This window comes from Klebsiella sp. D5A (assembly GCF_001620885.1).
In the GTDB taxonomy this organism is placed as follows: Bacteria; Pseudomonadota; Gammaproteobacteria; order Enterobacterales; family Enterobacteriaceae; genus Klebsiella; species Klebsiella variicola.
The window spans coordinates 187,630-212,975 of the sequence record NZ_LOAR01000008.1 but is presented as its reverse complement, the minus strand read 5'-3'; the positions used below and the strand labels follow the sequence as shown (position 1 = coordinate 212,975).

The 25,346-nt window shown below is 58.3% G+C and carries 23 protein-coding genes and 1 other RNA gene; 12 read left to right on the top strand and 12 right to left on the bottom strand.

All coding sequences use genetic code 11. From position 1 onward, the window contains the following. Nucleotides 1-257: 257 nt before the first annotated feature. Both AS136_RS13845 and btuC read left to right on the top strand, forming a co-directional pair. Nucleotides 258-1,691, top strand: coding sequence for a gluconate:proton symporter (locus AS136_RS13845; protein WP_008804440.1), 1,434 nt, complete (start codon nt 258-260; stop codon nt 1,689-1,691). A gap of 123 nt (nt 1,692-1,814) precedes the next feature. Next, nucleotides 1,815-2,801 carry a vitamin B12 ABC transporter permease BtuC gene (btuC, locus tag AS136_RS13840; RefSeq protein WP_008804441.1) on the top strand — a complete coding sequence of 329 codons (987 nt, stop codon included), beginning with the start codon at nt 1,815-1,817 and terminating at the stop codon, nt 2,799-2,801. Nucleotides 2,802-2,837: 36 nt separating this feature from the next. Here btuC and AS136_RS13835 read toward each other — a convergent pair whose 3' ends face one another. Further along, on the bottom strand, nt 2,838-3,638 hold the full coding sequence (locus AS136_RS13835; protein WP_002909085.1) for a MetQ/NlpA family ABC transporter substrate-binding protein: 801 nt from the start codon (nt 3,636-3,638) through the stop codon (nt 2,838-2,840). Nucleotides 3,639-3,874: 236 nt separating this feature from the next. Here AS136_RS13835 and AS136_RS13830 point away from each other — a divergent pair, with 236 nt between their 5' ends. From AS136_RS13830 to selO, 4 genes are all read left to right on the top strand, one after another. Beyond that, nucleotides 3,875-4,426: a glutathione peroxidase gene (locus AS136_RS13830; RefSeq protein WP_008804442.1), complete on the top strand. Its 552-nt coding sequence runs from the start codon at nt 3,875-3,877 to the stop codon at nt 4,424-4,426. Then, the gene (gene btuD / locus AS136_RS13825) at nt 4,426-5,175 is read left to right on the top strand and encodes a vitamin B12 ABC transporter ATP-binding protein BtuD (RefSeq protein WP_016161308.1); all 750 of its coding nucleotides are present in this window, start codon (nt 4,426-4,428) and stop codon (nt 5,173-5,175) included. The genes AS136_RS13830 and btuD overlap by 1 nt, the downstream gene beginning before the upstream one ends. A gap of 81 nt (nt 5,176-5,256) precedes the next feature. Next, entirely contained in the window at nt 5,257-5,721 is a 465-nt protein-coding gene (locus tag AS136_RS13820) for an NlpC/P60 family protein (RefSeq protein ID WP_002909082.1), read from the top strand. Between the two features lie 113 nt (nt 5,722-5,834). Continuing rightward, nucleotides 5,835-7,277, top strand: coding sequence for a protein adenylyltransferase SelO (selO, locus tag AS136_RS13815; RefSeq protein ID WP_023322846.1), 1,443 nt, complete (start codon nt 5,835-5,837; stop codon nt 7,275-7,277). Between the two features lie 29 nt (nt 7,278-7,306). Here selO and hemP read toward each other — a convergent pair whose 3' ends face one another. The 4 genes from hemP to AS136_RS28680 form a co-directional block, all read right to left on the bottom strand. Next, nucleotides 7,307-7,486 carry a hemin uptake protein HemP gene (gene hemP / locus AS136_RS13810; RefSeq protein WP_012967843.1) on the bottom strand — a complete coding sequence of 60 codons (180 nt, stop codon included), beginning with the start codon at nt 7,484-7,486 and terminating at the stop codon, nt 7,307-7,309. Between the two features lie 155 nt (nt 7,487-7,641). Then, the gene (gene aroH, locus AS136_RS13805; RefSeq protein ID WP_023322845.1) at nt 7,642-8,688 is read right to left on the bottom strand and encodes a 3-deoxy-7-phosphoheptulonate synthase AroH; all 1,047 of its coding nucleotides are present in this window, start codon (nt 8,686-8,688) and stop codon (nt 7,642-7,644) included. 154 nt (nt 8,689-8,842) lie between these two features. Continuing rightward, nucleotides 8,843-9,676, bottom strand: coding sequence for a posphoenolpyruvate synthetase regulatory kinase/phosphorylase PpsR (gene ppsR / locus AS136_RS13800; RefSeq protein ID WP_002909061.1), 834 nt, complete (start codon nt 9,674-9,676; stop codon nt 8,843-8,845). A gap of 144 nt (nt 9,677-9,820) precedes the next feature. Beyond that, on the bottom strand, nt 9,821-9,940 hold the full coding sequence (locus tag AS136_RS28680; RefSeq protein WP_012541375.1) for a hypothetical protein: 120 nt from the start codon (nt 9,938-9,940) through the stop codon (nt 9,821-9,823). Nucleotides 9,941-10,015: 75 nt separating this feature from the next. On the opposite strand from AS136_RS28680, the gene ppsA reads away from it, so the two are divergent. Next, entirely contained in the window at nt 10,016-12,394 is a 2,379-nt protein-coding gene (gene ppsA, locus AS136_RS13795; protein ID WP_012541376.1) for a phosphoenolpyruvate synthase, read from the top strand. An 86-nt stretch (nt 12,395-12,480) separates the two neighbouring features. Here the strand turns inward: ppsA and rprA are convergent. Then, an RNA gene (gene rprA, locus AS136_RS13790) (antisense sRNA RprA) lies at nt 12,481-12,588 on the bottom strand. A 189-nt stretch (nt 12,589-12,777) separates the two neighbouring features. Then, entirely contained in the window at nt 12,778-13,890 is a 1,113-nt protein-coding gene (gene ydiK / locus AS136_RS13785) for an AI-2E family transporter YdiK (protein ID WP_023322844.1), read from the bottom strand. A 218-nt stretch (nt 13,891-14,108) separates the two neighbouring features. On the opposite strand from ydiK, the gene ydiJ reads away from it, so the two are divergent. From ydiJ to AS136_RS13770, 3 genes are all read left to right on the top strand, one after another. Further along, nucleotides 14,109-17,165, top strand: a complete 3,057-nt coding sequence (gene ydiJ, locus AS136_RS13780; RefSeq protein WP_012541378.1) for a D-2-hydroxyglutarate dehydrogenase YdiJ — start codon at nt 14,109-14,111, stop codon at nt 17,163-17,165. Continuing rightward, nucleotides 17,162-17,572 (top strand): 1,4-dihydroxy-2-naphthoyl-CoA hydrolase, encoded by a 411-nt coding sequence (gene menI, locus AS136_RS13775; RefSeq protein ID WP_008804450.1) that lies wholly within the window; start codon nt 17,162-17,164, stop codon nt 17,570-17,572. The genes ydiJ and menI overlap by 4 nt, the downstream gene beginning before the upstream one ends. 203 nt (nt 17,573-17,775) lie before the next feature. Beyond that, on the top strand, nt 17,776-18,024 hold the full coding sequence (locus AS136_RS13770) for a GlsB/YeaQ/YmgE family stress response membrane protein (protein WP_002909014.1): 249 nt from the start codon (nt 17,776-17,778) through the stop codon (nt 18,022-18,024). Between the two features lie 97 nt (nt 18,025-18,121). Here AS136_RS13770 and AS136_RS13765 read toward each other — a convergent pair whose 3' ends face one another. Continuing rightward, nucleotides 18,122-18,442, bottom strand: a complete 321-nt coding sequence (locus tag AS136_RS13765) for a hypothetical protein (RefSeq protein ID WP_023322843.1) — start codon at nt 18,440-18,442, stop codon at nt 18,122-18,124. Between the two features lie 608 nt (nt 18,443-19,050). Between AS136_RS13765 and AS136_RS13760 the strand changes: the two genes are divergently transcribed. Together AS136_RS13760 and AS136_RS13755 are read left to right on the top strand one after the other, a co-directional pair. Continuing rightward, entirely contained in the window at nt 19,051-20,031 is a 981-nt protein-coding gene (locus AS136_RS13760; RefSeq protein ID WP_008804452.1) for a DUF1852 domain-containing protein, read from the top strand. A 23-nt stretch (nt 20,032-20,054) separates the two neighbouring features. Continuing rightward, on the top strand, nt 20,055-21,086 hold the full coding sequence (locus tag AS136_RS13755; protein WP_063266803.1) for a methionine synthase: 1,032 nt from the start codon (nt 20,055-20,057) through the stop codon (nt 21,084-21,086). An 84-nt stretch (nt 21,087-21,170) separates the two neighbouring features. Here AS136_RS13755 and eitD read toward each other — a convergent pair whose 3' ends face one another. The 4 genes from eitD to eitA are packed head-to-tail and all read right to left on the bottom strand — an operon-like array spanning nt 21,171 to nt 25,211. Further along, nucleotides 21,171-22,403, bottom strand: a complete 1,233-nt coding sequence (eitD, locus tag AS136_RS13750; RefSeq protein WP_023322840.1) for an MFS transporter EitD — start codon at nt 22,401-22,403, stop codon at nt 21,171-21,173. A gap of 11 nt (nt 22,404-22,414) precedes the next feature. Continuing rightward, a complete protein-coding gene (gene eitC, locus AS136_RS13745; RefSeq protein WP_023322839.1) occupies nt 22,415-23,176 on the bottom strand; it encodes a siderophore ABC transporter ATP-binding protein EitC in 762 nt (253 codons plus the stop codon). After that, nucleotides 23,176-24,213: a FecCD family ABC transporter permease gene (locus AS136_RS13740; protein ID WP_023322838.1), complete on the bottom strand. Its 1,038-nt coding sequence runs from the start codon at nt 24,211-24,213 to the stop codon at nt 23,176-23,178. The genes eitC and AS136_RS13740 overlap by 1 nt, the downstream gene beginning before the upstream one ends. Continuing rightward, a complete protein-coding gene (gene eitA, locus AS136_RS13735) occupies nt 24,213-25,211 on the bottom strand; it encodes a siderophore ABC transporter substrate-binding protein EitA (protein ID WP_012541384.1) in 999 nt (332 codons plus the stop codon). The genes AS136_RS13740 and eitA overlap by 1 nt, the downstream gene beginning before the upstream one ends. Nucleotides 25,212-25,346: the final 135 nt, after the last annotated feature.

The following is a 25,346-nucleotide window of genomic DNA, read 5'->3' as shown; positions in this document are numbered from 1 at the left end:
TAGCCTACCGATAAAAAGTCATTATCCACTAACACAAAGTTAACATAAATTTAATCTCCAATCAGCGCTCCGGTTACATATTGTGCTGTAGACCCCGCCTGATGGCGGAATATTACGCTCTCAGAATCTATTCCTTTGTACCCAAACGCACCCTCAGGCTCGCGGCCAATAATGAAAAAGAGGGGGGATGTTTTCTGAGCAGGTCCCAATACACCTCCTGACCCTTACGGTCGGATTGATTGGCATTAAGGAGTGTTATGAGTGACTCAACGCTCACAGGCAATGCGCCTGTCAGACGAAATATCACGCGGAAAAACGTTATTACTGGTCTGTTATTGCTGCTGTTCGTGTTGATCGCGCTGTGGTGCCACGGTCGACCGGGCAGTGAGCTTGGCCTGCTGGGATTTACGCCGCTGGTGGCACTAGCGATATTATCGCTGATCGGCGTTGATATTGTGCTGGCGGTGATCTCCTCGATTATTATCGCCATGATAATGACCTCGACCGGCCTGCCGGAAATGGGCACGATGCTGGCGAAATCCACCGGGTCATTTATCGCCACGGTAGGGCTTATCATTATGCTCGGCGCCGGCGTGGGGGAAGTGGCCACCCGCACCGGCGCAGCGGTTGAGCTGGTGAAATTCGTGGTTCATCGTATTGGGCTGTCGAGCCAGACGCGGGTTAAGTTCGGCATTGTGGTGTCATCGATTTTAATTTGTGGTTCGCTGGGCACCATGGCCGGTGGTAACGCCATTATCGTGGCCGTGATCATTCCGGTGGCGGCAGCGGTACGCTTAACGCCGCCGACGGTCGCCGCGCTGATGATGACCGCCGGCTCCGTTGGGCTCTTTACCGGGCCCTTCACCCCCAGCACCGTGACAATCCTCAGCCTCGGCGGGTTGAGCTATCCGGATTATCTGCTGTACGTCGGTCTGCCGATGAGTGCGGTGACGCTGCTGGCCGGCTGGATAATGGCGGGGCGGATCCAGAAGATGACTGAAGGCAAACTGCGCTATGACGTCGATCTTTCGGAGAAGCCAAAAGACGATCTCAGCGCCGCGCAGCAGCGTCGGCGTAAATTAAGCGCGCTGGCCTTCGCCGCGACGATCATTGTGATGGCGGTCGTTGGCGTGGTGATCAAAGCTGGCTTCAGCTTTGCGATTATCGTGATGCTGCTGGTGGCGCTGATGACCGGGCTGGTAGGCGGCCTGCGACCGACGCAGATCCTGCAGGCGCTGTATCACGGCTGCGGCCGTCTGGTGTGGATGTTTATCCTCTACTGGCTGTATAACCCAATCCTTGAACTGATGGATGGTCTGCATGCCTATCAGGGGCTGCTGGAGTATACCCAACCGCTGCTCGAGGGGATCTCCCCGGCCTGGCTGTGCTTTAGCATCTTCGCGTTCAATATTATCGGCCATGTGCCCGGTGCGGCGGTGGCGCAAATGACGTTTACCCATAAAATCTTTGGCCCGATGCTGATGGCCGCCGGCGTGCCGCCGCAGGGGACCACCGCGGTGCTGCTCGCCTCTTCTCAGGTGGACTGGTTCGGTCCGTTTCCCTCATCGGACATGTTCGGCCAGATGGGGCTGGCGCAGTCCACGCATCTGAAATATATGCTCTATAACGGCTGGGCAATCGTGGTGGCGAATATCATTCTCTTTGCGCTACTGTTTCAGATCCTGGTGTAACGAACGAACGCAGACGCGGGGGAGGTCTTCCTCCGCGTCGACGAACGGCCGCGAGGTTTTCCTTTTCTCACCGCGACACCCACCGTAAAATCAGCCTCTTGTTCCCACTGCGTAATGGAATCTATGCTGACTCTCGCCCATCTTCAACAGCGCCGCAGCCGGCGTTGGCTCTTTGGATTAACGCTGTTGCTCCTGGTTACGCTACTGATCAGCCTGTGCGCGGGCGATCAATGGATCCCGCCTGGGGAATGGCTGAGCGCGAAAGGCCAGTTGTTCATCTGGCAGATCCGCCTGCCGCGAACCCTGGCGGTGGTGCTGGTGGGGGCGGCGCTGGCGCTCTCCGGGGCGATTATGCAGGCGCTGTTTGAAAATCCGCTGGCGGAGCCGGGTCTGCTGGGCGTCTCCAACGGGGCGGGCGTCGGGCTGATTGCCGCCGTCCTGCTGGGCAAAGGAGTCTTGCCCGGCTGGGCGCTCGGCCTGTGCGCGATCCTCGGCGCGCTGCTGATCACCTTTATTTTGCTGCGTTTTGCCCGCCGCCATCTCTCTACCAGCCGTCTGCTGCTGGCGGGGGTGGCGCTGGGGATCATCTGCAGTGCCCTGATGACCTGGGCGGTCTACTTCTCCACCTCTTTTGACCTGCGTCAGCTGATGTACTGGATGATGGGCGGGTTTGGCGGCGTCGACTGGCAGCAGCTGTGGCTGATGATAGCCCTCCTGCCGGTGCTTTGCTGGGTTTGTCTGCAGTCGCAACCCCTGAATTTACTGGCGCTGGGCGAAGTCTCCGCTCGTCAGCTCGGGCTGCCGCTGTGGCTATGGCGCAAGCTGCTGGTGGTGGCGACCGGCTGGTTGGTCGGCGTTAGCGTCGCGCTGGCGGGAGCAATTGGCTTTATCGGCCTGGTGATCCCGCACATTCTGCGGCTATGTGGTTTAAGCGATCACCGGGTGTTGCTCCCAGCCTGCATGCTGGCCGGGGCGAGCGCCTTGCTGGGGGCGGATATCATTGCCCGACTGGCGCTTTCCGCCGCAGAGCTGCCGATTGGCGTGGTGACGGCGACGCTGGGCGCGCCGGTCTTTATCTGGTTGCTGCTGCGTTCGCGGGGGCGGGGATAGCGCGGCGCCGTCGGCAGGGACGGCGCCGGTTCAGGCTTACCAGCCTTTGATCGCGTCGCCTTTGTAGACTTCCTTCGCTTTTTCCGCGACTTCGCTGGTCTGGAAGGCGGCTTTCAGCTCCTGAATTTTCTTGCTGTCCTTATTATCCTCGCGGGCGACAATCGCATTCACGTAAGGAGAATCCGGCCCCTCCATAAACAGACCGTCGCGGGCGGCCGACAGGCCCGCCTGGGCGGAGAAGTTGGTGTTAATGATTGACAAGCTAACGTTCGGATCATCAAGGGTACGGGTCAGCTGTGGGGTATCCACTTCAACAATTTTCAGCTGTTTCGGGTTGTCGATGATATCCAGCGTGGTCGGTAAATAGCCGACGCCCGGCTTCAGCTTGAGTAACCCCTGCGCCTGGAGCAGCAGCAGGCTGCGGCCCAGGGTGGTGGTTTCATTAGAAATGGTCACCGTCGCCCCTTCGGGCAGTTCGCTGATGTTTTTGATCCGGTGAGAATAGGCGGCGATAGGGAAGACAAAGGTTTTACCGACCACCGCAAATTTATAGCCGCGCTCTTTCGACTGCGCCTCAAGGTACGGCAGGGTCTGGAAGGCGTTGGCATCCACATCTTTGTTGTTCAGTGCTTCGTTGGGCAGCACATAATCATTGAAGGAGACCACTTCGACGTCGAGATGATATTTATCCTTCGCAACCTGCTCCACCACTTTCCAGATGGCTTCGTCCGGCCCGGTATTGATAGCGACTTTCACTTTATTATCTTCATCCGGAGAGCAGGCGCTCAGCAGGGCGACAGAGGTGGCGATTAACGCCAGGCTAAACAACTTCTTCATCAATAAAACTCTCTTAAATTAACAAGTAACGAAACCATATTACATTACCGGGACACTGTACACGGAAATGGTCGACTGCCCAATTGAGAGGATTTCATGTTGCCGGCGGCCAGCGAAGCGCTGTTACATCATGCGACAACTCGGGGGGATTGGCAGTAGAATGGCGGCCGCTGAATCCGCTACAGTAGATAGGGATCACCTTCACCGGAAACCGGTTTATCCATTGAGGACAGGCTATGCAACATGACATTCTGAATACCGAAGTGACGACCATTGATGGCGAGAAAACCACCCTGGCATCCTTTGCCGGCAAGGTGCTGTTGATCGTCAATGTGGCCTCGAAATGCGGCCTGACGCCGCAGTATGAGCAACTCGAGGATCTGCAAAAGCAATTTGCCGGCGAGGGCTTTAGCGTACTGGGGTTCCCCTGCAACCAGTTCCTCGGCCAGGAGCCGGGCAGTGAAGAAGAGATTAAGACCTTCTGCAGCACCACCTACGGCGTCACCTTCCCGCTGTTCAGCAAAATTGACGTCAACGGTGAACATCGCGCGCCGCTGTATCAAAAACTGATTGCCGCCGCGCCGAAAGCGGTGGCCCCGGAAGGCAGCGGTTTTTATGAGCGGATGGCCAGCAAAGGCCGGGCGCCGCTGTATGTGGACGACATTCTGTGGAATTTCGAAAAATTCCTCGTCGATCGCCAGGGCAACGTTATTGAGCGCTTCTCTCCGGATATGACGCCGGACGATCCGCAGCTGGTGGCGGCGATTAAAGGAGCGCTGGCGAAATAATGGCGTTTCTGATGCAGCTACAGGATGTAGAAGCGGCGGGGCGTCTGGCCCCGTTTTCTGCGGCCTTTCGCGCCGGGGAGATTGTCCACCTGGTGGGGCCGAACGGCGCAGGGAAGAGCACGCTGCTGGCCCGCATGGCGGGGCTGTCCGACGGCCCCGGCACGGTTCATTTTAACGGACGGCGGCTTGACGAGTGGCCGGCGACGGAGCTGGCGCGCCGTCGCGGATATCTGTGTCAACACCAGACCCCGCCGTTCGCCATGCCGGTGTGGCACTACCTGACGCTGCATATGCAGCAGCAGGGCGATAGCGCCCGTCTGAGCGATATCGCGGCCAGGCTTGGTCTTGACAATAAGCTGGACCGTCAGGTTAATCAGCTTTCGGGCGGTGAGTGGCAGCGCGTGCGGCTGGCGGCAGTGATCCTGCAGATCGATCCCTTGAGTCATCCCACGGGTCAACTGCTGCTGCTGGATGAGCCGATGAACAGTCTGGATGTGGCCCAGCAGGCGGCGCTGGATCGGCTGTTACGTGAGCTGAGCGCGGCGGGGATTGCGGTGGTGATGAGCAGCCACGATCTCAACCATACCCTGCGCCATGCCGGACAAAGCTGGCTACTCTGCCAGGGCGAAGCCATCGCCTGCGGAGAGACCGCCGAGGTGCTGAATGAGGAAAATTTAACCGCTGCCTATGCGATCCCGTTCCAGCGCGTGGAGGTGGCCGGTCATATTATGCTCATCGCGTCACAGTAGCACGCAGTTATCTTGTCACTATATTGATAAACAAGCTAAATTATTGCGATAAAGAGACTAGGGACAGAGGGATCATCTGAAATGCGCTTCTGGTTCATGTTGGCGGCGGCGTTAATTTTAGCCGGCTGCAGCAGCCATCGGGCACCGCCGCCGAATCCACGGCTGGCTGACTCCATCACGGTGGTGGCGAATCTGAACGAGCAGTTGCGTAGCTGGCGTGGCGCACCGTATCGCTACGGCGGCATGACGCCGCGCGGCGTCGACTGCTCCGGCTTCGTGGTGCGCACGTTTCGCGATAAATTTGCCCTCCAGCTGCCGCGTGAAACCCGCGAGCAGGCGGAAATCGGCACCCGTATCGATAAGCGCGATCTGCTGCCCGGCGATCTGGTGTTCTTCAAAACCGGCTCAGGGGAGAGCGGTTTGCACGTTGGCATCTACGATACCGACAACCAGTTTATCCATGCCTCCACCAGCCAGGGCGTCACCCGTTCCTCGCTGGATAACGTCTACTGGAACAAAAAGTTCTGGCAGGCGCGGCGTATCTGACGTCATTCAGAAGCAAGAGGGAAGCGAGCGCTTCCCTTTTTTATGCCGATAACCCTGCACTCCGCCCGTGTTAATCCGCTGTTTGAGGCACTACACTGAAGGAAGGAGGAACCATGACCCTTTCTTTTACCACCCACTGGCGGGATGAACTGCCGGATTTTTACACTTCCCTGTTACCGACGCCGCTGGATAACGCCCGACTCATCTGGCGTAACGCCCCGCTGGCGCAACAGTTGGGGGTGCCCGACGCCCTGTTCGCGCCTGAAAATGGAGCCGGTGTCTGGGGCGGCGAAGCGCTGCTTCCGGGCATGTCGCCGCTGGCGCAAGTATACAGCGGCCATCAGTTTGGCGCCTGGGCCGGCCAGCTGGGCGACGGACGCGGGATCCTGCTCGGTGAGCAGCAGCTTGCGGATGGTCGCCGTTACGACTGGCATCTGAAAGGCGCCGGCCTGACCCCCTATTCGCGGATGGGGGACGGGCGCGCTGTACTGCGCTCGACGATCCGGGAAAGTCTGGCGTCGGAGGCGATGCACGCCCTGGGGATCCCGACGACGCGCGCCCTGGCGATGGTGACCAGCGATACCCCGATCTACCGCGAGCGCGTGGAGCCTGGCGCGATGCTGATGCGGGTGGCCGAGAGTCATGTCCGCTTCGGCCATTTCGAACATTTTTACTATCGCCGTGAGCCGCAGAAGGTCCAGCAATTGGCCGACTATGTTATTCGCCACCACTGGCCGCAGCTGCAGGATGAGGCAGACAAGTATCTGTTATGGTTCCGTGACGTTGTCACGCGCACCGCGCAGACCATCGCCAGCTGGCAAACCGTGGGCTTTGCCCATGGGGTGATGAATACCGACAACATGTCGATTCTCGGTCTGACCATCGACTACGGCCCGTATGGCTTCCTTGACGATTTTCAACCGGACTTCATCTGCAACCACTCCGATTATCAGGGGCGCTACAGTTTTGAAAACCAGCCGGCGGTGGGGCTGTGGAATCTGCAGCGTCTCGCCCAATCGCTGTCGCCGTTTATCAGCGCTGAAGCGTTAAACGCGGCGCTGGATGAGTATCAGCACGCCTTGCTGACCGCTTATGGCCAGCGGATGCGCGATAAACTCGGCCTGTTCAGCCAGCAGAAAGGGGATAACGACCTGCTGGACGGGCTGTTTGCCCTGATGATCCGTGAGAAGAGCGACTATACCCGAACGTTCCGCCTGCTGAGCCACAGCGAACAGCTCAGCGCCGCCTCGCCGCTGCGCGACGAGTTTATCGATCGGGCGGCTTTCGACATCTGGTTTGCCGGGTATCGTGCGCGCCTGCGTGATGAACAGGTGGATGACGCGCAGCGCCAGCAGCGGATGCAGGGCGTAAATCCGGCGCTGGTGTTACGCAACTGGCTGGCGCAGCGGGCGATAGAGCAGGCCGAGGCGGGCGATATGGGCGAGCTGGAGCGCCTGCATGCCGCGCTGGCAGACCCCTTTACCGATCGCGAGGACGACTACGTCCGCCGCCCACCGGACTGGGGGAAACGTCTGGAAGTCAGCTGCTCGAGCTAACTCGCCTCGCCCCGCGCTCAGCGGGGCGCTTACTTGGTCAGAATTAACTTCCCGGCGTTGGTCTGGCGCAGCAGATAGCGCTGGCCGCCATGTTCAATGACTACCCGTCCTTCGCTACCTAACAGCACCCGACTGCTAATCTGCCTGTCCGTCGCCACGGGATAGGGGGCATTGTCTTTTGGTTTTTCAGCTGTGGCAGTGTTATCCATACGCGTCATAGCTCTCAAAATAAAAATCAAAGCAACAATGATAATCATTATCAATAATGTTGTTTTTGACGGCAAGCGTTATTTATCGTGTTACCGGATTTGGTAGGGGAGTCACCGAAGGAAATAGCCCGCCGCAGGCGCGACGGGCGGAGCGGTTACAGACGGGTAGCGGTGGCGGCGGCCAGCTCGCTCAATAACCTTTCGCTGTCATCCCAGCTCAGGCAGGGGTCGGTGATCGACTGGCCCCAGGTCAGCGGCTGGCCGGGGACCACTTTCTGGGTGCCTTCCTGCAGGAAGCTCTCTGCCATAATCCCGGCGATGGCGGTGGAGCCCGCGCGAATTTGCTGACAGATATCGGCGCACACCTCCAGCTGACGGCGGTGCTGCTTCTGGCAGTTGCCATGGCTGAAATCAACGACCAGCTGTTCCGGCAGATCGAATTCACGCAGCGCCTCGCCGGCGGCAGCGATATCCTCGGCATGATAGTTTGGCTGTTTGCCGCCGCGCATAATGATATGCCCGTACGGGTTGCCGCTGGTCTGGTAAATCGTCATCTGCCCCTGCTTGTCCGGGGAGAGGAACATATGGCTGGCGCGGGAGGCGCGGATGGCGTCCACCGCGATGCGCGTATTGCCATCGGTGCCGTTTTTAAACCCGACCGGGCAGGAGAGCGCTGAGGCCATCTCACGGTGGATCTGGCTTTCTGTGGTGCGCGCCCCGATGGCACCCCAGCTGATGAGATCGGCGATAAACTGACCGGTCACCATATCGAGAAACTCGGTGGCCGTCGGTACCCCCAGCTCATTAACCTGCAGCAGCAGGCGCCGCGCCAGCTCAATTCCGTGGTTGACCCGGTAGCTGCCGTTGAGGTCCGGATCGGAGATTAAGCCTTTCCAGCCCACCACGGTACGCGGTTTTTCAAAGTAGGTGCGCATCACGATCTCCAGCTGCGGCTGGTAGCGCTCGCGCATGCCCTGCAGGAGGCGGGCATACTCCAGCGCCGCGTCGGTATCGTGAATGGAGCAGGGGCCGATAATCACCAGCAGGCGGCGGTCTTCGCCGTTGAGGATTTTTTCAATTCGGCGGCGGGAGGCCGAAACGTGGGCGGCCACGTCGGCCGTGACGGGATGGCGCTGGGCCAGTTCCGCGGGCGTTACCAGGCTTTCAATGCGCGCGGTACGCAATTCGTCTGTTTTATTCATTGGGGTCTCAAAAATCTGTTTCTTCCGCGGCGAAAATGCCGGGAAGTGATGCGCATCACGATAAACCAATCCCTGCTTATTGCAAGAGCAGGGCATGATCCTGTATAGGCCACGGGTGATAGCATAAACAAATTTTTAATAATGTACTAGTGTGTTAGTACATTCTGCGATTCAGCCCCATGATGTCCATGATTTTGGTGGCAATTTCCTCAACAGAATAATTGGTACTGTTCAGGCACGGGATTTTATTTTTGCGATACAGGGCCTCCACTTCGGTCACCTCCATCCGACACTGACGCAGAGAGGCGTAGCGGCTGTTTTCACGACGCTCTTCGCGGATGGCCGCCAGCCGTTCGGGGTTGATGGTCAGGCCGAACATCTTATGTTGCAGGGGCTTCAGCGACGCCGGCAGCACCAGATTGTCCATATCGTCGGCGATAAACGGATAGTTGGCGGCGCGAATGCCGTACTGCATGGCGAGGTACAGACTGGTGGGCGTCTTGCCGCAGCGCGACACACCGAGGAGGATCACCTGGGCCTGATCGAGGTTACGCAGGGAGATGCCATCGTCGTGGGCGAGGGTGTAATCGATGGCGGCGATACGCGCATCGTATTTGATCAGGTTCCCGGGGTTCAGGCCGTGAGTACGGTGGGCCACTGGCGTCGGGTCGAGGTTGAGCTCCTGCTGCAGCGGGGCCACCAGCGCCTGCACGATGTCCTGACAAAAACCTTCACTTTGCAGAATAATGTCGCGGATTTCCGGGATCACGATGGAATAGAACACCAGCGGGCGAATACCCGTTTGCTGGTAGATGGCGTCGATCTGCTCCTTTACCGCCCGCGCGCGGCTGATGTTTTCGACAAACGGCAGAGTCACGCTGCTGATGGCAACCGGGAATTGCGACATCACGGCATGCCCCAGCACTTCTGCCGTAATGGCGGTACCGTCAGAAATATAAAATACGTGGCGATCTACAGCACTTTCCATTTTGACCATCCGGTATAATGAGTTTAATTGCCTGAATACGGATATTAAATTTAAGCATATCCCTGTTTGATTTGTCTCTTGTTAAAATTGAAACGCTATTTTTGTTTTTTATGAAAAGGGTGGTTCATTTTCTTATTTTTGTCGTTATTTCCAGCGTTTTTCGTCATAATTCCTAAAAATCATCAAGTTAGCAATATCGCGGGAACAGTCCGAAAAATGAAAAAATAATTTGCTTGAACGATTCACCGTTTTTTTCAGCCCCATAAATATGTCAGGATAATCCTGCAGTCGATCGTGAAATTTTTTTCACTGGTATTAAATCACAAAAGGATTGTCTCGATGTCCAACAATGGCTCGTCACCGCTGGTGCTTTGGTATAACCAACTCGGCATGAATGATGTAGACAGAGTTGGGGGCAAAAATGCCTCCCTTGGTGAAATGATTACAAACCTGTCCGGTATGGGTGTTTCCGTGCCTAACGGGTTTGCCACCACCGCTGATGCTTTTGATCAGTTCCTGGACCAAAGCGGTGTTAACCAGCGCATTTATGCACTGCTGGATGAAACCGACATTGACGACGTTTCCGCATTAGCGAAAGCGGGCGCGCAGATCCGTCAGTGGATCATCGACACCCCTTTCCAGAGCGAACTGGAAAACGCGATTCGCGATGCTTATGACCTGCTGTCCGCCGATGACGCCGAGGCCTCATTTGCCGTGCGCTCTTCCGCTACTGCGGAAGATATGCCGGACGCCTCCTTCGCCGGGCAGCAAGAGACATTCCTCAACGTGCAGGGCTTTGACGCCGTGCTCGTTGCCGTGAAGCACGTGTTTGCCTCACTGTTTAACGATCGCGCGATCTCCTATCGCGTGCATCAGGGTTACGATCACCGCGGCGTGGCGCTTTCCGCCGGGGTGCAGAGGATGGTCCGCTCCGATCTGGCCTCCTCCGGCGTCATGTTCTCTATCGATACCGAGTCCGGTTTTGACCAGGTGGTGTTTATCACCTCGGCGTGGGGCCTCGGCGAGATGGTGGTGCAGGGCGCGGTGAACCCGGATGAATTCTACGTCCACAAGCCGACGCTGGCCGCTGGCCGCCCGGCCATCGTGCGCCGCACCATGGGGTCGAAAAAGATCCGCATGGTATACGCGCCGACTCAGGAGCACGGCAAGCAGGTGCGTATCGAAGATGTGCCGCAGGCGCAGCGCGATGTTTTCTCGTTAACCAACGAGGAGGTGCAGGAGCTGGCGAAGCAGGCGGTGCAGATCGAGAAGCACTACGGCCGTCCGATGGATATCGAGTGGGCGAAAGATGGCCACACCGGTAAGCTGTTTATCGTTCAGGCGCGTCCGGAAACCGTGCGTTCCCGCGGCCAGGTGATGGAGCGTTATACCCTCCACGCTCAGGGGCAGATCATCGCCGAAGGGCGCGCCATCGGCCACCGCATTGGCGCCGGCCCGGTGAAGGTGATCCACGATATCAGCGAGATGAACCGCATCGAACCTGGCGACGTGCTGGTCACCGACATGACCGACCCGGACTGGGAACCGATCATGAAGAAAGCCTCGGCGATCGTCACCAACCGCGGCGGACGTACCTGCCACGCGGCGATTATCGCCCGTGAGCTGGGGATCCCGGCGGTGGTCGGTTGCGGCGATGCCACCGATCGCATTCAGGAAAACCAGAACGTGACCGTCTCCTGCGCCGAAGGCGACACCGGCTACGTTTACGCCGAGCTGCTGGACTTCAGCGTCAAGAGCTCCAGCGTTGGCGAGATGCCGGATCTGCCGCTGAAGGTGATGATGAACGTCGGCAACCCGGATCGTGCGTTTGACTTTGCCTGCCTGCCGAACGAAGGCGTGGGTCTGGCGCGGCTGGAATTTATCATCAACCGCATGATTGGCGTTCACCCGCGCGCGCTGCTGGAGTTTGACGACCAGGAGCCGGGCCTGCAGAACGAAATCCGCGAGCTGATGAAAGGCTACGATTCGCCGAGAGAGTTCTACGTCGGCCGTCTGACCGAAGGGATCGCTACCCTTGGCGCCGCCTTCTACCCGAAACGCGTCATCGTGCGTTTGTCGGACTTCAAATCGAATGAGTACGCCAACCTGGTGGGCGGCGAGCGCTATGAGCCGGAAGAAGAGAACCCGATGCTCGGCTTCCGCGGCGCCGGACGCTACGTTTCCGAAAGCTTCCGCGACTGCTTCGCGCTGGAGTGTGAAGCGATGAAGCGCGTGCGTAACGACATGGGGCTGACCAACGTTGAAGTGATGGTGCCGTTTGTGCGTACCGTCGCCCAGGCGAAAGCGGTGGTCGAAGAGCTGGAGCGTCAGGGGCTGAAGCGCGGCGAGAACGGGCTGAAGATCATTATGATGTGTGAGATCCCATCGAACGCCTTGCTGGCCGAGCAGTTCCTCGAGTACTTCGACGGCTTCTCCATCGGTTCGAACGACATGACCCAGCTGGCGCTCGGTCTGGATCGCGACTCCGGCGTGGTCTCTGAGCTGTTTGATGAGCGCAACGACGCGGTGAAAGCCCTGCTGTCGATGGCGATCCGCGCAGCGAAAAAACAGGGAAAATACGTCGGCATCTGCGGCCAGGGGCCGTCTGACCATGAAGATTTTGCCGCCTGGCTGATGGAAGAAGGGATCGACAGTCTGTCCCTCAACCCGGATACCGTGGTGCAAACCTGGTTAGGTCTGGCGGAACTGAAAAAATAAGTTCGCCCTGACAGCACCGATCCCCGGCAGCGATGCCGGGGATTTTTTTTGCCTGTTGCAGGCTGTCCGGTGTGGCGATGCGCAGGACAAAAAAAAGCCCATCGTGGGAGATGGGCAAAGACTACACACAGCAATTCGTTGTTTCACTCAGGGGATTTCCATGCTTATAAATCAAGGTGTTGATTTATAACCGTGAGCTAATAGTAGGCAGCGAGGCCTTTGCCGTCGATCAGATTCCTCTCAATAGTTAAATTGTTGTGAAGGACCGGGGGAGGAAAGCGAGGGGAATGGCGCTCAGGGCCAGCGCGTTGCCGGCGATCGATAAATTTTGCTTAACAATAGGCGGGCAAGGAAACAGGCGGGTCTCCCCGCCTGCCAGGGCATTACTTGCGCCCAGCCTCCAGCTCGCTAAGCTCTTCGAGGACGACATCGGGGTCTTTCGGCGGCGGCGGCACTTCGTGTACCCAGGCGTCATACAGACGCCAGGAGACGGCCAGCAGCACTGGACCGATAAACAGACCGATCATGCCGAAGGCGATCAGTCCGCCAATGACGCCGGTAAGGATGAGGATCATCGGCAGGTCGGCGCCCATACGGATAAGCACCGGACGAATGACGTTGTCCATGGTGCCAACCACGCAGCTCCACACCAGCAGCACGGTCCCCCAGGTGGTGTCCCCGCTCCAGTAAAGCCAGATAATCGACGGCACCAGAACCAGCAAAGGGCCGAGCTGGACCAGACAGGTAAAGATCATCACCACGGTCAGCAGAGCGGCGTAGGGCACGCCGGAGATGGCAAGGCCGATCCCGCCCAGCACCGCCTGAGTAAGGGCCGTCACCACCACGCCCAGCGCCACGGCGCGCACGGCCTGGCCGGCCAGCAGCACCGCCGCATCGCCGCGTTTGGCTGCGAGGCGTGTAGCGAAGTAGCGGAAACCATAGGCCACCTGCTCGCCGCGCCAGTAGAGCAGCGCGCTGAACAACAGCATCAGACCGCAGTAGACCAGCAGCTTGCCGATGTGCGCCGCTTGCCCGACAAACCAGCTGGTGGTAGTGCCAATATAGGGGCGAACCTTGGCCATAATCGCCGAGCCGCCCATATCCAGCAGACCATGCCAGGCGGAGTACAGCTTATCGCCGACCAGCGGCACGCTGTTCAGCCAGGCGAAATCCGGCAGCGTCACATTTCCACTGCTGATAAGTTTGATCAGCGGGACGCTGTTATCCACCAGGCTGTTGACCAGCAGAGCGATAGGAATAACGAATAGCAAAAACAGCAGCAAGGTCATCGCCAGCACCGCCAGCAGTCGTTTGCCAAACAGCACGCGCTGCAGACGCAGCAGCACCGGCCAGGTGGCGATCACCACCGTACCGGCCCAGGCGAAGGACAGAATAAACGGCTGCACAACCCACAGGCAGGATATGATAATCAGGGCCAGGAACAGCACCGACAGCAGTATTTGCGGAATGTCCCGAGGCTGATGGGGGTTTATCATAGAGAAATTTTACCTTTCCAGTCGCGCCAAAAAGCTGGCGCCGCGTAAATCCATGTACTGATAATAATATCAATAATATTGCCGGGCTGATTTTGCACAGAAAACACGTGGGCGCATATGAAAAAAATGTGATAAAAAGTTGAATGCGCTACGCAAACGTTTAGTTAGCACCAACACAATATTTTCAAACACAACATAGTCAGGCAGGGTCAAGTGTGATGATCCCACAAATTTCTCAGGCACCAGGGGTAGTTCAGCTGGTGCTGAATTTTTTGCAGGTACTGGAGCAACAGGGTTTTACCGGCGATACCGCCACCAGCTATGCCGACAGGCTGACGATGGCCACCGACAACAGCGTCTATCAGCTGCTGCCGGATGCGGTCCTTTTCCCGCGTTCTACGGCGGACGTGGCCTTGCTGGCGCGCGTCGCCGCCGAACCGCGCTTTACATCGCTGGTCTTCACGCCGCGCGGCGGCGGCACCGGCACCAACGGCCAGGCGCTGAACGGCGGGATTATTGTCGATATGTCCCGCTATATGAATCGCATCATTGAGATTAACCCCGAAGAGGGCTGGGTGCGAGTTGAAGCCGGGGTCATCAAAGATCAGCTGAACCAGTTTCTTAAACCCTATGGTTACTTCTTTGCACCTGAGCTTTCCACCAGCAACCGCGCCACGCTGGGCGGGATGATAAACACCGACGCGTCCGGACAGGGATCGCTGGTGTACGGTAAAACGTCGGATCACGTGCTCGGTCTGCGAGCGGTGCTGATGGGCGGCGATATCCTCGACACCCAGGCGGTGCCAGTAGCGCTGGCGGAGACGCTGGGCAACACCCCATCGACGATTGGCCGGATCTATAACACGGTCTACCAGCGCTGCAAGACGCAGCGTGAACTGATCATTGATAAGTTTCCTAAACTTAACCGCTTCCTCACCGGGTACGATCTGCGCCATGTCTTTAACGATGAGATGAGCGAGTTCGATCTGACCCGTATTTTAACCGGTTCGGAAGGCACGCTGGCGTTTATTACCGAAGCGCGGCTGGATATCACCCGCCTGCCGAAGGTGCGCCGTCTGGTCAACGTCAAATATGACTCCTTTGACTCCGCGTTGCGTAATGCGCCATTTATGGTGCAGGCGAAAGCGCTGTCGGTGGAGACTGTCGACTCCAAGGTACTGAATCTGGCGCGCGAGGATATCGTCTGGCACTCGGTAAGCGAACTGATCACCGACGTGCCGGATAAAGAGATGCTCGGGCTCAATATCGTCGAATTCGCCGGGGATGACGCTACGCTGATTGACCAGCAGGTCACTACCCTGTGCCAGCGGCTGGATGAGCTGATGGCCGGCAGCGAGGCGGGCGTCATCGGCTGGCAGGTCTGTCACGATCTCGATGGCGTAGAGCGGATCTACGCCATGCGCAAGAAGGCCGTCGGCCTGTTGGGCAATGCCAAAGGCGCCGCCAAGCCTATTCCTTTCGCTGAAGACACCTGCGTACCGCCTGAGCATCTGGCGGATTATATCGTCGAGTTCCGCGCGCTGCTCGACAGCCACGGCCTGAGCTACGGCATGTTTGGCCACGTTGATGCCGGGGTGCTGCACGTGCGCCCGGCGCTGGATATGTGCGATCCGCAGCAGGAGGTGCTGATGAAGCAGATCTCCGATGACGTGGTGGCGCTGACGGCGAAGTATGGCGGCCTGCTGTGGGGCGAACACGGCAAAGGCTTCCGCGCGGAGTACAGCCCGGCCTTCTTTGGCGAGGCGCTGTACGGCGAACTTAGGAAGATCAAAGCAGTCTTCGATCCCGATAACCGCCTGAACCCAGGGAAAATCTGTCCTCCGGAAGGGGTCGACGCGCCGATGATGAAAGTCGATGCGGTGAAGCGCGGCACCTGGGATCGGCAGATCCCCATCGCGGTGCGCAGCAGCTGGCGCGGGGCGATGGAGTGTAATGGCAACGGGTTGTGCTTCAACTTTGACGTCAAGAGTCCGATGTGTCCGTCGATGAAAGTCAGCAACCAGCGCATCCACTCGCCGAAAGGGCGCGCGACGCTGGTGCGTGAATGGCTGCGCCTGCTGGCCGACCGCGGCGTCGATCCCAACCAGCTGGAGAAGGCGCTGCCGGAGCAGGGCGTCAGCCTGCGTTCGCTGGTGGCGCGCACGCGGAACAGCTGGCATGCGCGTAAAGGGGAATATGACTTCTCGCACGAGGTCAAAGAGGCGATGTCCGGCTGTCTGGCCTGCAAAGCCTGTTCGACCCAGTGCCCGATCAAAATCGATGTGCCCGAGTTCCGTTCGCGCTTCCTGCAGCTGTATCACAGCCGCTACCTGCGCCCGGTACGCGACCATCTGGTGGCCTCGGTCGAATCCTATGCGCCGCTGATGGCGCAGGCGCCGAAGACCTTTAACTTTTTTATTAACCAGCCGTGGCTGAAAAAGCTGTCGGAGAAGCACATCGGGATGGTCGATCTGCCGCTGCTTTCGGCGCCGTCGCTGAAGCAGCAGATGGCCGGCCACCGCTCTGCCAACATGACGCTGGAGCAGCTCGAAGCGCTGAGCGCTGAGCAGAAAGCGAAGATGGTGCTGGTGGTACAGGATCCCTTCACCAGCTATTACGACGCCCAGGTGGTGGCCGACTTTATTCGCCTCGTCGAAGCGCTAGGCTATCAGCCGGTGCTGCTGCCGTTCTCGCCGAACGGTAAGGCGCAGCATATTAAAGGATTCCTCACCCGCTTTGCGCGCACCGCGCAGAAGACGGCTGACTTCCTCAATCGCGTGGCGCAGCTTGGCATGCCGCTGGTCGGCGTCGATCCGGCGCTGGTGCTCTGCTACCGCGATGAGTATAAGCAAACCCTTGGCGATAAGCGCGGCGATTTCCAGGTGCTGTTAGTCCATGAGTGGTTGCCGAAGGCGTTGACGACCGCCGCCCGTCCCGAACAGGGAGGCGAGCCCTGGTACCTGTTCGGTCACTGTACGGAAGTGACTGCGCTACCGGCGGCGACAAAACAGTGGGCAGAGATTTTTGCCCACTTTGGCGCGAAACTGGAAAACGTCAGCGTTGGGTGTTGCGGGATGGCAGGGACCTATGGCCATGAAGTGAAAAACCATGCCAACTCGCTGGCCATTTACGCGCTCTCCTGGCAGCAGGCGATGCAGCGGCTGCCGCGTAACCGCTGTCTGGTGACGGGCTACTCCTGCCGCAGTCAGGTGAAGCGCATTGAAGGCAGCGGCGTTCGCCATCCGCTGCAGGCGTTACTGGAGATAATAGGATGATTTGGAAACGTCAGGCCACGCTGGAGCAGCTCAACCGGCTCGGTGAGGGAAACATGGTAGGGCTGCTCGATATTCGCTTTGAGACCTTTACCGACGATACGCTGGAGGCCACGATGCCGGTGGATAGCCGTACGCAGCAGCCGTTTGGCCTGCTGCACGGCGGGGCCTCGGTGGTGCTGGCGGAGACCCTGGGGTCGGTAGCGGGTTATCTGTGCAGCGAAGGCGAACAGAAGGTGGTGGGGCTGGAGGTTAACGCCAACCACATTCGTTCGGCGCGCGGGGGCCGGGTGCGGGGGGTCTGTAAAGCGCTGCATGTCGGCACTCGTCATCAGGTCTGGCAAATCGAAATCTTCGACGAACAGTCGCGATTATGCTGTTCATCGCGGCTAACCACCGCAGTAATATAAGCCGTGACCGGGAGGCGAATAGCCTCCCTTTTTTCAGGGTAATAAACGGTAACGGGTTTGTCAGGACCAGAGATTTTGTCGCACGGACCACCCTGCAGCGGCAAGGAATTATCTAATAAATATATTATTGCCGATCCACTCTCGTTATATATGCTACTCTTTTCAATACTAAATGCTTAAAGGTAACAAGAGGACGGTTAACCATGGGTATTCTTTCCTGGATCATTTTTGGACTTATTGCCGGTATTTTAGCCAAGTGGATTATGCCGGGGAAAGACGGCGGCGGGTTTATTGTCACCGTTATTCTGGGGATCATCGGCGCCGTGGTCGGCGGCTGGATCAGTACCCTGTTTGGTTTTGGCAAGGTCGACGGGTTTAATTTCGGCAGCTTTGTGGTTGCGGTAATCGGCGCGCTGGTCGTGCTGTTTATCTACCGGAAAGTGCGCAGTTAATTCTCTGCCATTCTGTTTCATTCTCGTTAACAAAGCTGCCGCGATAAGCGGCAGCTTTTTTTATTGCAGTGCCCAGGTCAGGCGACCCGCGCAAGGGCTATTGCCCGTCGGCATCCCCGGTAACGGGCACCACCTCAACGTGAACTTCGTAGTGCTTCGCCGGGCTGGCCGGGATCAGCGCGGTCAGTTTGTTAATGGTTTCTGCCGGCGTATCGGTCGCTACCGTGGCCGAAAACAGCATCGGTCTGTGCGGCGGAAGCTGCGGCGGGAACGGCGGCAGGGGGCCACGGCCCATCTCCAGCGGGGGGCGGGCCCCGTTATCAACGGCGGGCGCCGGGACGTCGGTTTTATCGGCCGCAAAGGCGCTGGCGGCGGCAACCGCGGCGATGGCGAACAGGGCAGTCATAGCTTTTTTCATCTGGTATTCCTCGATTAGCAAGTACCAAAAGAGTAGAGGGCGGCGGCAGGCGGGACAATCCCATGCGACGCGAATCCTCTGAATCTCCTTTTTTCTTCGCGAATGTGAAGGTCAGATGAGAGCTTGTGTCATTGGGGAAGCATTTTAGTTCAGCAGTACGCTCATAATCAGCAGCACGGCCATGCACATCGACATAATACTGATATCAACAATCATTCTTTACGACAAAAGCTCCAGCAAACGGGTACGGCACGGCGGCGACGTCAAAGCACGTATTATAGTGGTTAAAGATTGTACCCTGGCATATATTCACTGGACAAATGATTATTCGCCAGATGTTGCCTGAGTTGCCCGCGCCTGACCATAGCGCCATCACCACGACCGGTTCCACACCTTGCAACCAGCGCTCAGCGGAGCAACATGAGGATGGCTCATGTTGCAATGAATTTAAGTCGCTTTCCCTCCACCGCCGACTCTGGCAAAAATAGACTCATTAACGAATCAACAACATTTATCGGTTGAAGCGCGCCAGGCCTGACCCCGCGTTGCTTGTGGAATGGCAATCTGCTCATTCAGCTTCATACCCAACACCAGAATGGACAATCGCCATGACTAACGAATTTACCTATACGATTAAGCGCAGTCGTTTTGATGAAAACTATAACCCCGCGGAAAATACGCGTATTACCACCAACTTTGCCAATTTAGCCAGAGGGGAGAACCGTCAGGAAAATCTGCGCAATACGTTAATCATGATGAATAACCGGTTTAATACCCTGGCGCACTGGGATAATCCTCATAACGATCGCTATGCGGTGGAACTGGATATTATTTCTGTCGAGATGAATATTGCTCAGGATGGCGCCAGCTTCCCGGTGATAGAGATCCTGCAAACGCATATTGTCGATAAAAAGAGCGGAGAGCGCCATGCCGGTATCGCCGGTAATAACTTCTCCTCCTATGTGCGGGATTATGATTTTAGCGTGCTGCTGCTGGAACATAATAAAAACCGGGGTAGCTTTAGCGTGCCCGATAACTTTGGCGAGCTGCATGGCAATATCTTTAAGGATTTCGTGCAATCCAGCGCCTATAAGGCCAGCTTCAGCAAGGCGCCGGTGATTTGCCTGAGCGTCTCCAGCAAAGATGTTTACCGGCGTACCGGTAATGAACATCCGGTCCTCGGCATTGAATATGCTCAGGAAGGCGTGTCGCTGACGGAGCGCTATTTCAGCAAAATGGGCCTGCAGGTGCGCTATTTTATGCCGAAGCACAGTGTCGCGCCGTTAGCCTTTTATTTTACCGGCGATCTGCTCAGCGATTACACCAGCCTGGAGCTGATCGCGACCATCAGCACGATGGAGACGTTCCAGAAAATATACCGCCCGGAGATCTACAATGCCAATTCCGCGGCGGGGCAATACTATCAACCCAATCTCAACCACCTGGATCATTCATTAACAAAAATTGTTTATGACCGGGAAGAGCGCAGCCTGTTGGCGATAGAGCAGGGTAAATTTACACAACAACATTTTATCAACCCGCACAAGACGTTGCTTGAGCAATGGTCTGCTAACTTCGCGCTTTGCTAAACCAAAATAAAAGGCTACTTATTATGAAAACATGGCTTCCGACATCGACCGCCGGCAGTTTACCGAAACCGTCCTGGCTGGCGCAGCCAGAGACCCTGTGGTCGCCCTGGAAACTGTCCAGCGAGGAATTACTGGCCGGCAAGCGCGATGCCCTGCGTTTGTCCCTCGACGACCAGCTGCGTGCCGGGATCGATATTGTCAGCGACGGCGAGCAAACGCGGCAGCACTTTGTCACCACCTTTATTGAGCACCTCAGCGGCGTTGATTTTGCCAAACGCGAGATCGTGAAAATTCGTAACCGCTATGAGGCCAGTGTTCCAACCGTGGTGGGCGCCGTGGAGCGCCAGAAACCGGTCTTCGTGGAGGACGCGCGCTATCTGCGTCAGCTCACTAGTCAGCCGATCAAATGGGCGCTGCCAGGCCCAATGACCATGATCGACACGCTGTATGACAACCACTATAAAAGCCGGGAAAAGCTGGCCTGGCAGTTCGCCAAAATCCTTAATCAGGAAGCGAAAGAGTTAGAGGCCGCCGGAGTCGATATTATTCAGTTCGATGAGCCGGCCTTCAACGTCTTCTTTGATGAAGTCAACGACTGGGGGATCGCCGCCTTAGAAAGAGCGACCGAAGGGCTGAAGTGTGAAACGGCGGTGCATATCTGCTACGGCTACGGCATCAAGGCGAATACCGACTGGAAAAAAACGCTGGGTTCTGAGTGGCGACAGTATGAGGAGGCCTTCCCGCAGCTGCAGAAATCCTCCCTCGATATTATCTCTCTCGAGTGCCACAACTCGCGGGTGCCGATGGATCTGCTGGAACTGATCCGCGGTAAAAAGGTGATGGTCGGGGCGATCGATGTCGCCAGTCATGCTATCGAAACCCCGGAAGAGGTGGCTGAAACCCTGCGCAAGGCGCTGGCGTTCGTCGATGCCGACAAATTCTACCCGTCCACCAACTGCGGTATGGCGCCGCTGCCGCGCCATGTCGCGACCGGCAAACTGCATGCCCTGAGCGCCGGCGCCGAGATCGTTCGCCGCGAGCTGGCGGCAAAGTAAGGCGGGGCGCATTCCCGTTATCTTCCTCTGGCGGTGTCACTCATCGCCGGTTCACCTCCTGAGCGGGCTGTTGCCCGCTCAGCGTCATGTTGCCGCCAGCGGGCGGCAGATCGTCCGCAGGGCGACGGCACTGCACAGCGGAAACAGCGCCAGCAGAAGCCAGGGATAAACCGCCTGCGGCGAGGGGGTGAGCGCCTGGTCAAGCAAATGACCGAGCAGTAAATTTCCGGCTAACACCGCGCAACCCCCCGCGGTGGCGAGCGCCCCGTAGTGGGCGCCCAGCGTCGACTCCTCAGCGAACAGCGGGATCAGATCCTTGGCTGAGGGCACCAGCAACATCTGGCCGAGGGTGAGCAGCGTGACAAAGCAGGCCGACGGCAATAATCGCAGCCAGCCTTCGGCGGGCGGGGTGGCGGCAAATAACGCCACGCTGACAAAAGAAGCCGACAGCAGCAGAAAGCCCACCGGCAGGATGCGCACGGCGCCAATTCGTCGGGCGAAGCGGGCGAGAGGGAGCTGCAGGGTGATAATCAACAGCGAGGCCAGCATAAAGAGCGGCGCCAGATCCTGCTCACGACCGCCGGAACGTTGGATCTCCACCGGCAGGGCGAGGTACAGCTGGTTGTAGCTCAACAGCCAGGAGCTGTAGGCGAGAATAAACGCGACAAAGCGCGGCTGGCGCAAAGGCGTCCACCATGGGACTCGTCTGCGCGTTGTTGTCGTGTGCCCGTCGGCGGGCAGACAGAAAAAGAGCACCAGCAGCGCCAGGAGAAAGATTCCCGCGCCGGCGAGGGCGATATGCCGAAAGCCGATCCCGCTCAGCAGCCCTCCGGCCACCGGGCCGATAACCGCCCCCAGCTCACCGCACACCGCAAACAGCGCAAACCACTCGGCGCGGCTGCGTTTCCCGTTGGCCTGGCTGTGGGTACCGGTCCGCGCCAGCAGGGCCTCGATCGACGGGGAAAACAGAGCGCCGCCGACGCCGGTCAGGCAGGCGCCGAGGATAATGGGCCACAGCGACGTAGCGCACGCCAGCAGCAGATAACCGGCGACGCGAACGACGCAGCCGGCGAGGATGATGGCCTTAGCGCCATAGCGGTCGGCCAGCGTCCCGCCGATGATAAACATGCCCTGCTGAGAGAAGGTGCGCAGCCCGAGGATCAGGCCGATAAGTCCCCCCGAGAGCAGCATGTCGTCGCGCAGGAAGAGGGCGAGGAAAGGAACGACCGCGTAAAAGCCAATATTAAAAACGAACTGACTTCCCAGTAACACGGGAGGCCAGAGGGTTGCCGCAGGGCGCAGGGAGAAGAGAGGCATATCCGCCCAACCTAAACGATGAAATGAATGTGTTTTTTACCGTGGTAAGGGGAGATCTCGATTTTGGTTTTCACCCGGAAAACGTCCCACAGCAGCGCTTCGGACAAAATCTCCTCCGGCGTCCCGCTGGCGAGGATCTGCCCCTGCTGCATCACGATCAGCGAATCGCAGAACATCGCGGCATGGTTAAGATCGTGAATGGCCACAATGCTGGTCACCGGCAGCTCGCTGATCAACTGCATTAACTGCATCTGATGGTGTATATCCAGATGGTTGGTAGGCTCATCCAGCAGGATTTCGCTCGGGCTCTGCGCCAGCGCGCGGGCGATATGCACCCGCTGCCGCTCGCCGCCGGAGAGGCTTAACCATCCCTGCTCGCTTTTTTCCAGCATCGCCACCCGCTGCAGCGCGGCGGTGATCGCCTCATCATCCTGAGCGCTCCAGTTTGAAAACGGGGAGTGGTAGGGAATGCGCCCCAGGCGCACGACGTCGCGCACCCGCATATTGGCCTCGGTCATGCCGTGTTGCTCGACGAAAGCCACGCGGCGGGCGAGCTGCTTTTTCGCCATCCGGGTGATGTCCTGGCCGTCGAGGGTGACGCGACCCGCATCCGGGCGGCGCAGGCCCGCCAGAACGCGCAGCAGCGAGGATTTGCCGCAGCCGTTGGGCCCCAGCAGTCCGACCGTTTCGCCGCGCGACACCCGCAGCGAGACATTATTGACGATGACCTTTTTGCCTGCCTTCCAGGTGATATTTTCAGCGCAAATACTCATCACTTATTCCTTGAGCGGTAGATAATCACGGCAAAGAAAGGCACCCCAAACAGGGCGGTTACCACCCCAACGGGCAGACTCTGCGGGGCAATCAGCAGGCGCGACGCAATGTCCGCCAGCACCATCAGGATCGCCCCTGCCAGCGCGCTGGCGATCAGCAACGTCCGGTGTAGCGGGCCAAAGAAGAAGCGCATCACGTGCGGCACCACCAGGCCGACAAAGCCGATCGAGCCGGCCATACTGACGATGGTGGCGGTGATCAGCGCCGCGGTGGTGAAGAGGATCAGGCGTACCTGTGGCACGGCAATCCCCAGCGAGGCGGCGGCATCATCGCCGAAGGTGAATGCATCCAGCGCCCGGGCATACCACAGACAGACCGCCAGGCCCGCGAGCACCACCACGATGACCAGCTGGAATTCGGGCCAGCGGACGCCGCTGAAGCTGCCCAGCAGCCAGAACATCACATCGCGCGCCTGCTGCGCGCTGGCGGAGGTGCTGATGGTGTAAGCCGTGATGGCGTTAAATAACTGCGATGCGGCAACGCCCGCCAGAATCGTACGCTCATTGCCGCCGCGCGCGCCGTTAGTCAGCAAGGCGACAAAGGCGAAGGCGGCGAAGGCCCCGGCAAAGGCCCCAGCCGAGAGGGAAATCGCGCCAGCGCCAAGGCCCAGCACCACGATCGACACCGCGCCGGTGGAGGCCCCGGCGGAGACGCCGAGGACGTAGGGTTCCGCGAGGGCATTTTTCAGCAGGCTTTGCAGCACGACGCCGCAGATAGCGAGGCCTGCGCCGCAGCAGGCGGCGACCAGCGCGCGGCTGAGGCGGAAATCCCAGATCACGCTCTCATAGATACGGTTGAGAGGCTCAGCGGTTAAGCCGGTTCTGTTGCTGATAGCGTAAAAGACATTCTGCAGCGGGATGGCCAGCTCGCCGACGCTGACGCCCACCGCTATCACCAGCGCCAGCACGATCACGGCCAGTAAACACCAGCCGGTGAGCAGCATGCTGCGGCGCGTCTGAAGCACGGCGACGCTCATCAGTTCAGCCCCATTTTTCTCAGCTGTTCGCCCACCTGTTCCGCGCCATAAAGCGTGCGGATGGTCGGGTTCATCGCCTGACCGTCCATGACCACGATATGGCCTTTTTTCACGGCCTCCAGCTGGCTGACGGCGGGATCGCTTTTGAGGAATTTGATCTTCTCCTCGGCCTTATCCAGCGCCCAGCGGTTACGATCCAGGCTGGAGACCACGATCACATCCGGGTTGGCGGCAATAATGCTCTCCCAGCTCACCGTGGGCCACTCGGTTTCGGAGGTAATCGCATTATGTCCGCCCAGCACACTGGCGATAAATCCGGAGGCGCTGTTTTTGCCGCCAACATAGGCATCGGCCGAAGGTGAGGCGCTGGAGAACCAGAAGACGAAGGAGAGATCCTTTTTGCTTTTACCAAACTCCTGGCGCAGGTCGGCTTCACGTTTTTTGAAATCGGCAATCAGCGCCTGACCACGATCTTCGACGTTGAAAATGCGGGCAAAATCGCTAATTTCCTGATACAGCCAGGTCATATCCCACAGCTTTTGCCGGCTGCCGTACATATCGCCGGTGGCCTTTTTGGTGGCGCACATCCCCGGTGAGACGTAGCTGTTTACGCCGACGGTAGCGAGATCTTCACGCCTGGCGACTTTGCTTTCCGGCCCCAGCAGCAGCGGCAACTGGGCGGGAACGAAATCGGGATTTTGCGCCAGCACGGATTCCAGGCTCGGAATTTCCACCGTCAGGGTTTTAATCTTCGCGTTTTGCTCAGCCAGCTGCGGTAAAACGCTGGTCGGCCAGAAGGCGCTGGCGACCACCTGCTTTTGCAGCCCGAGCAGCAGCAGAATTTCGACCGTATTTTGCCCCAGCGCGACCACGCGCTCCGGCGGCCGGGTGAAGGTCTCCTGATAGCCACAGTTTTCAATCGTCAGGGGGTAGGTTGTTGCCAGCGCGGAACTGACGGCGGTGAACATCAAGCCTAACGCGCAGAGGACCTTCTTCATTAAACGCTATCCTTGTAAACAGGCGAGTGGATGACCAGCAAATGGGAGTAATGCAAATGAAACTCATTATTGGGGCGGGGTTTTATACAATGCCATATTTACAGTGTCAATGAGTGACTATTTCGGCAGGCAATG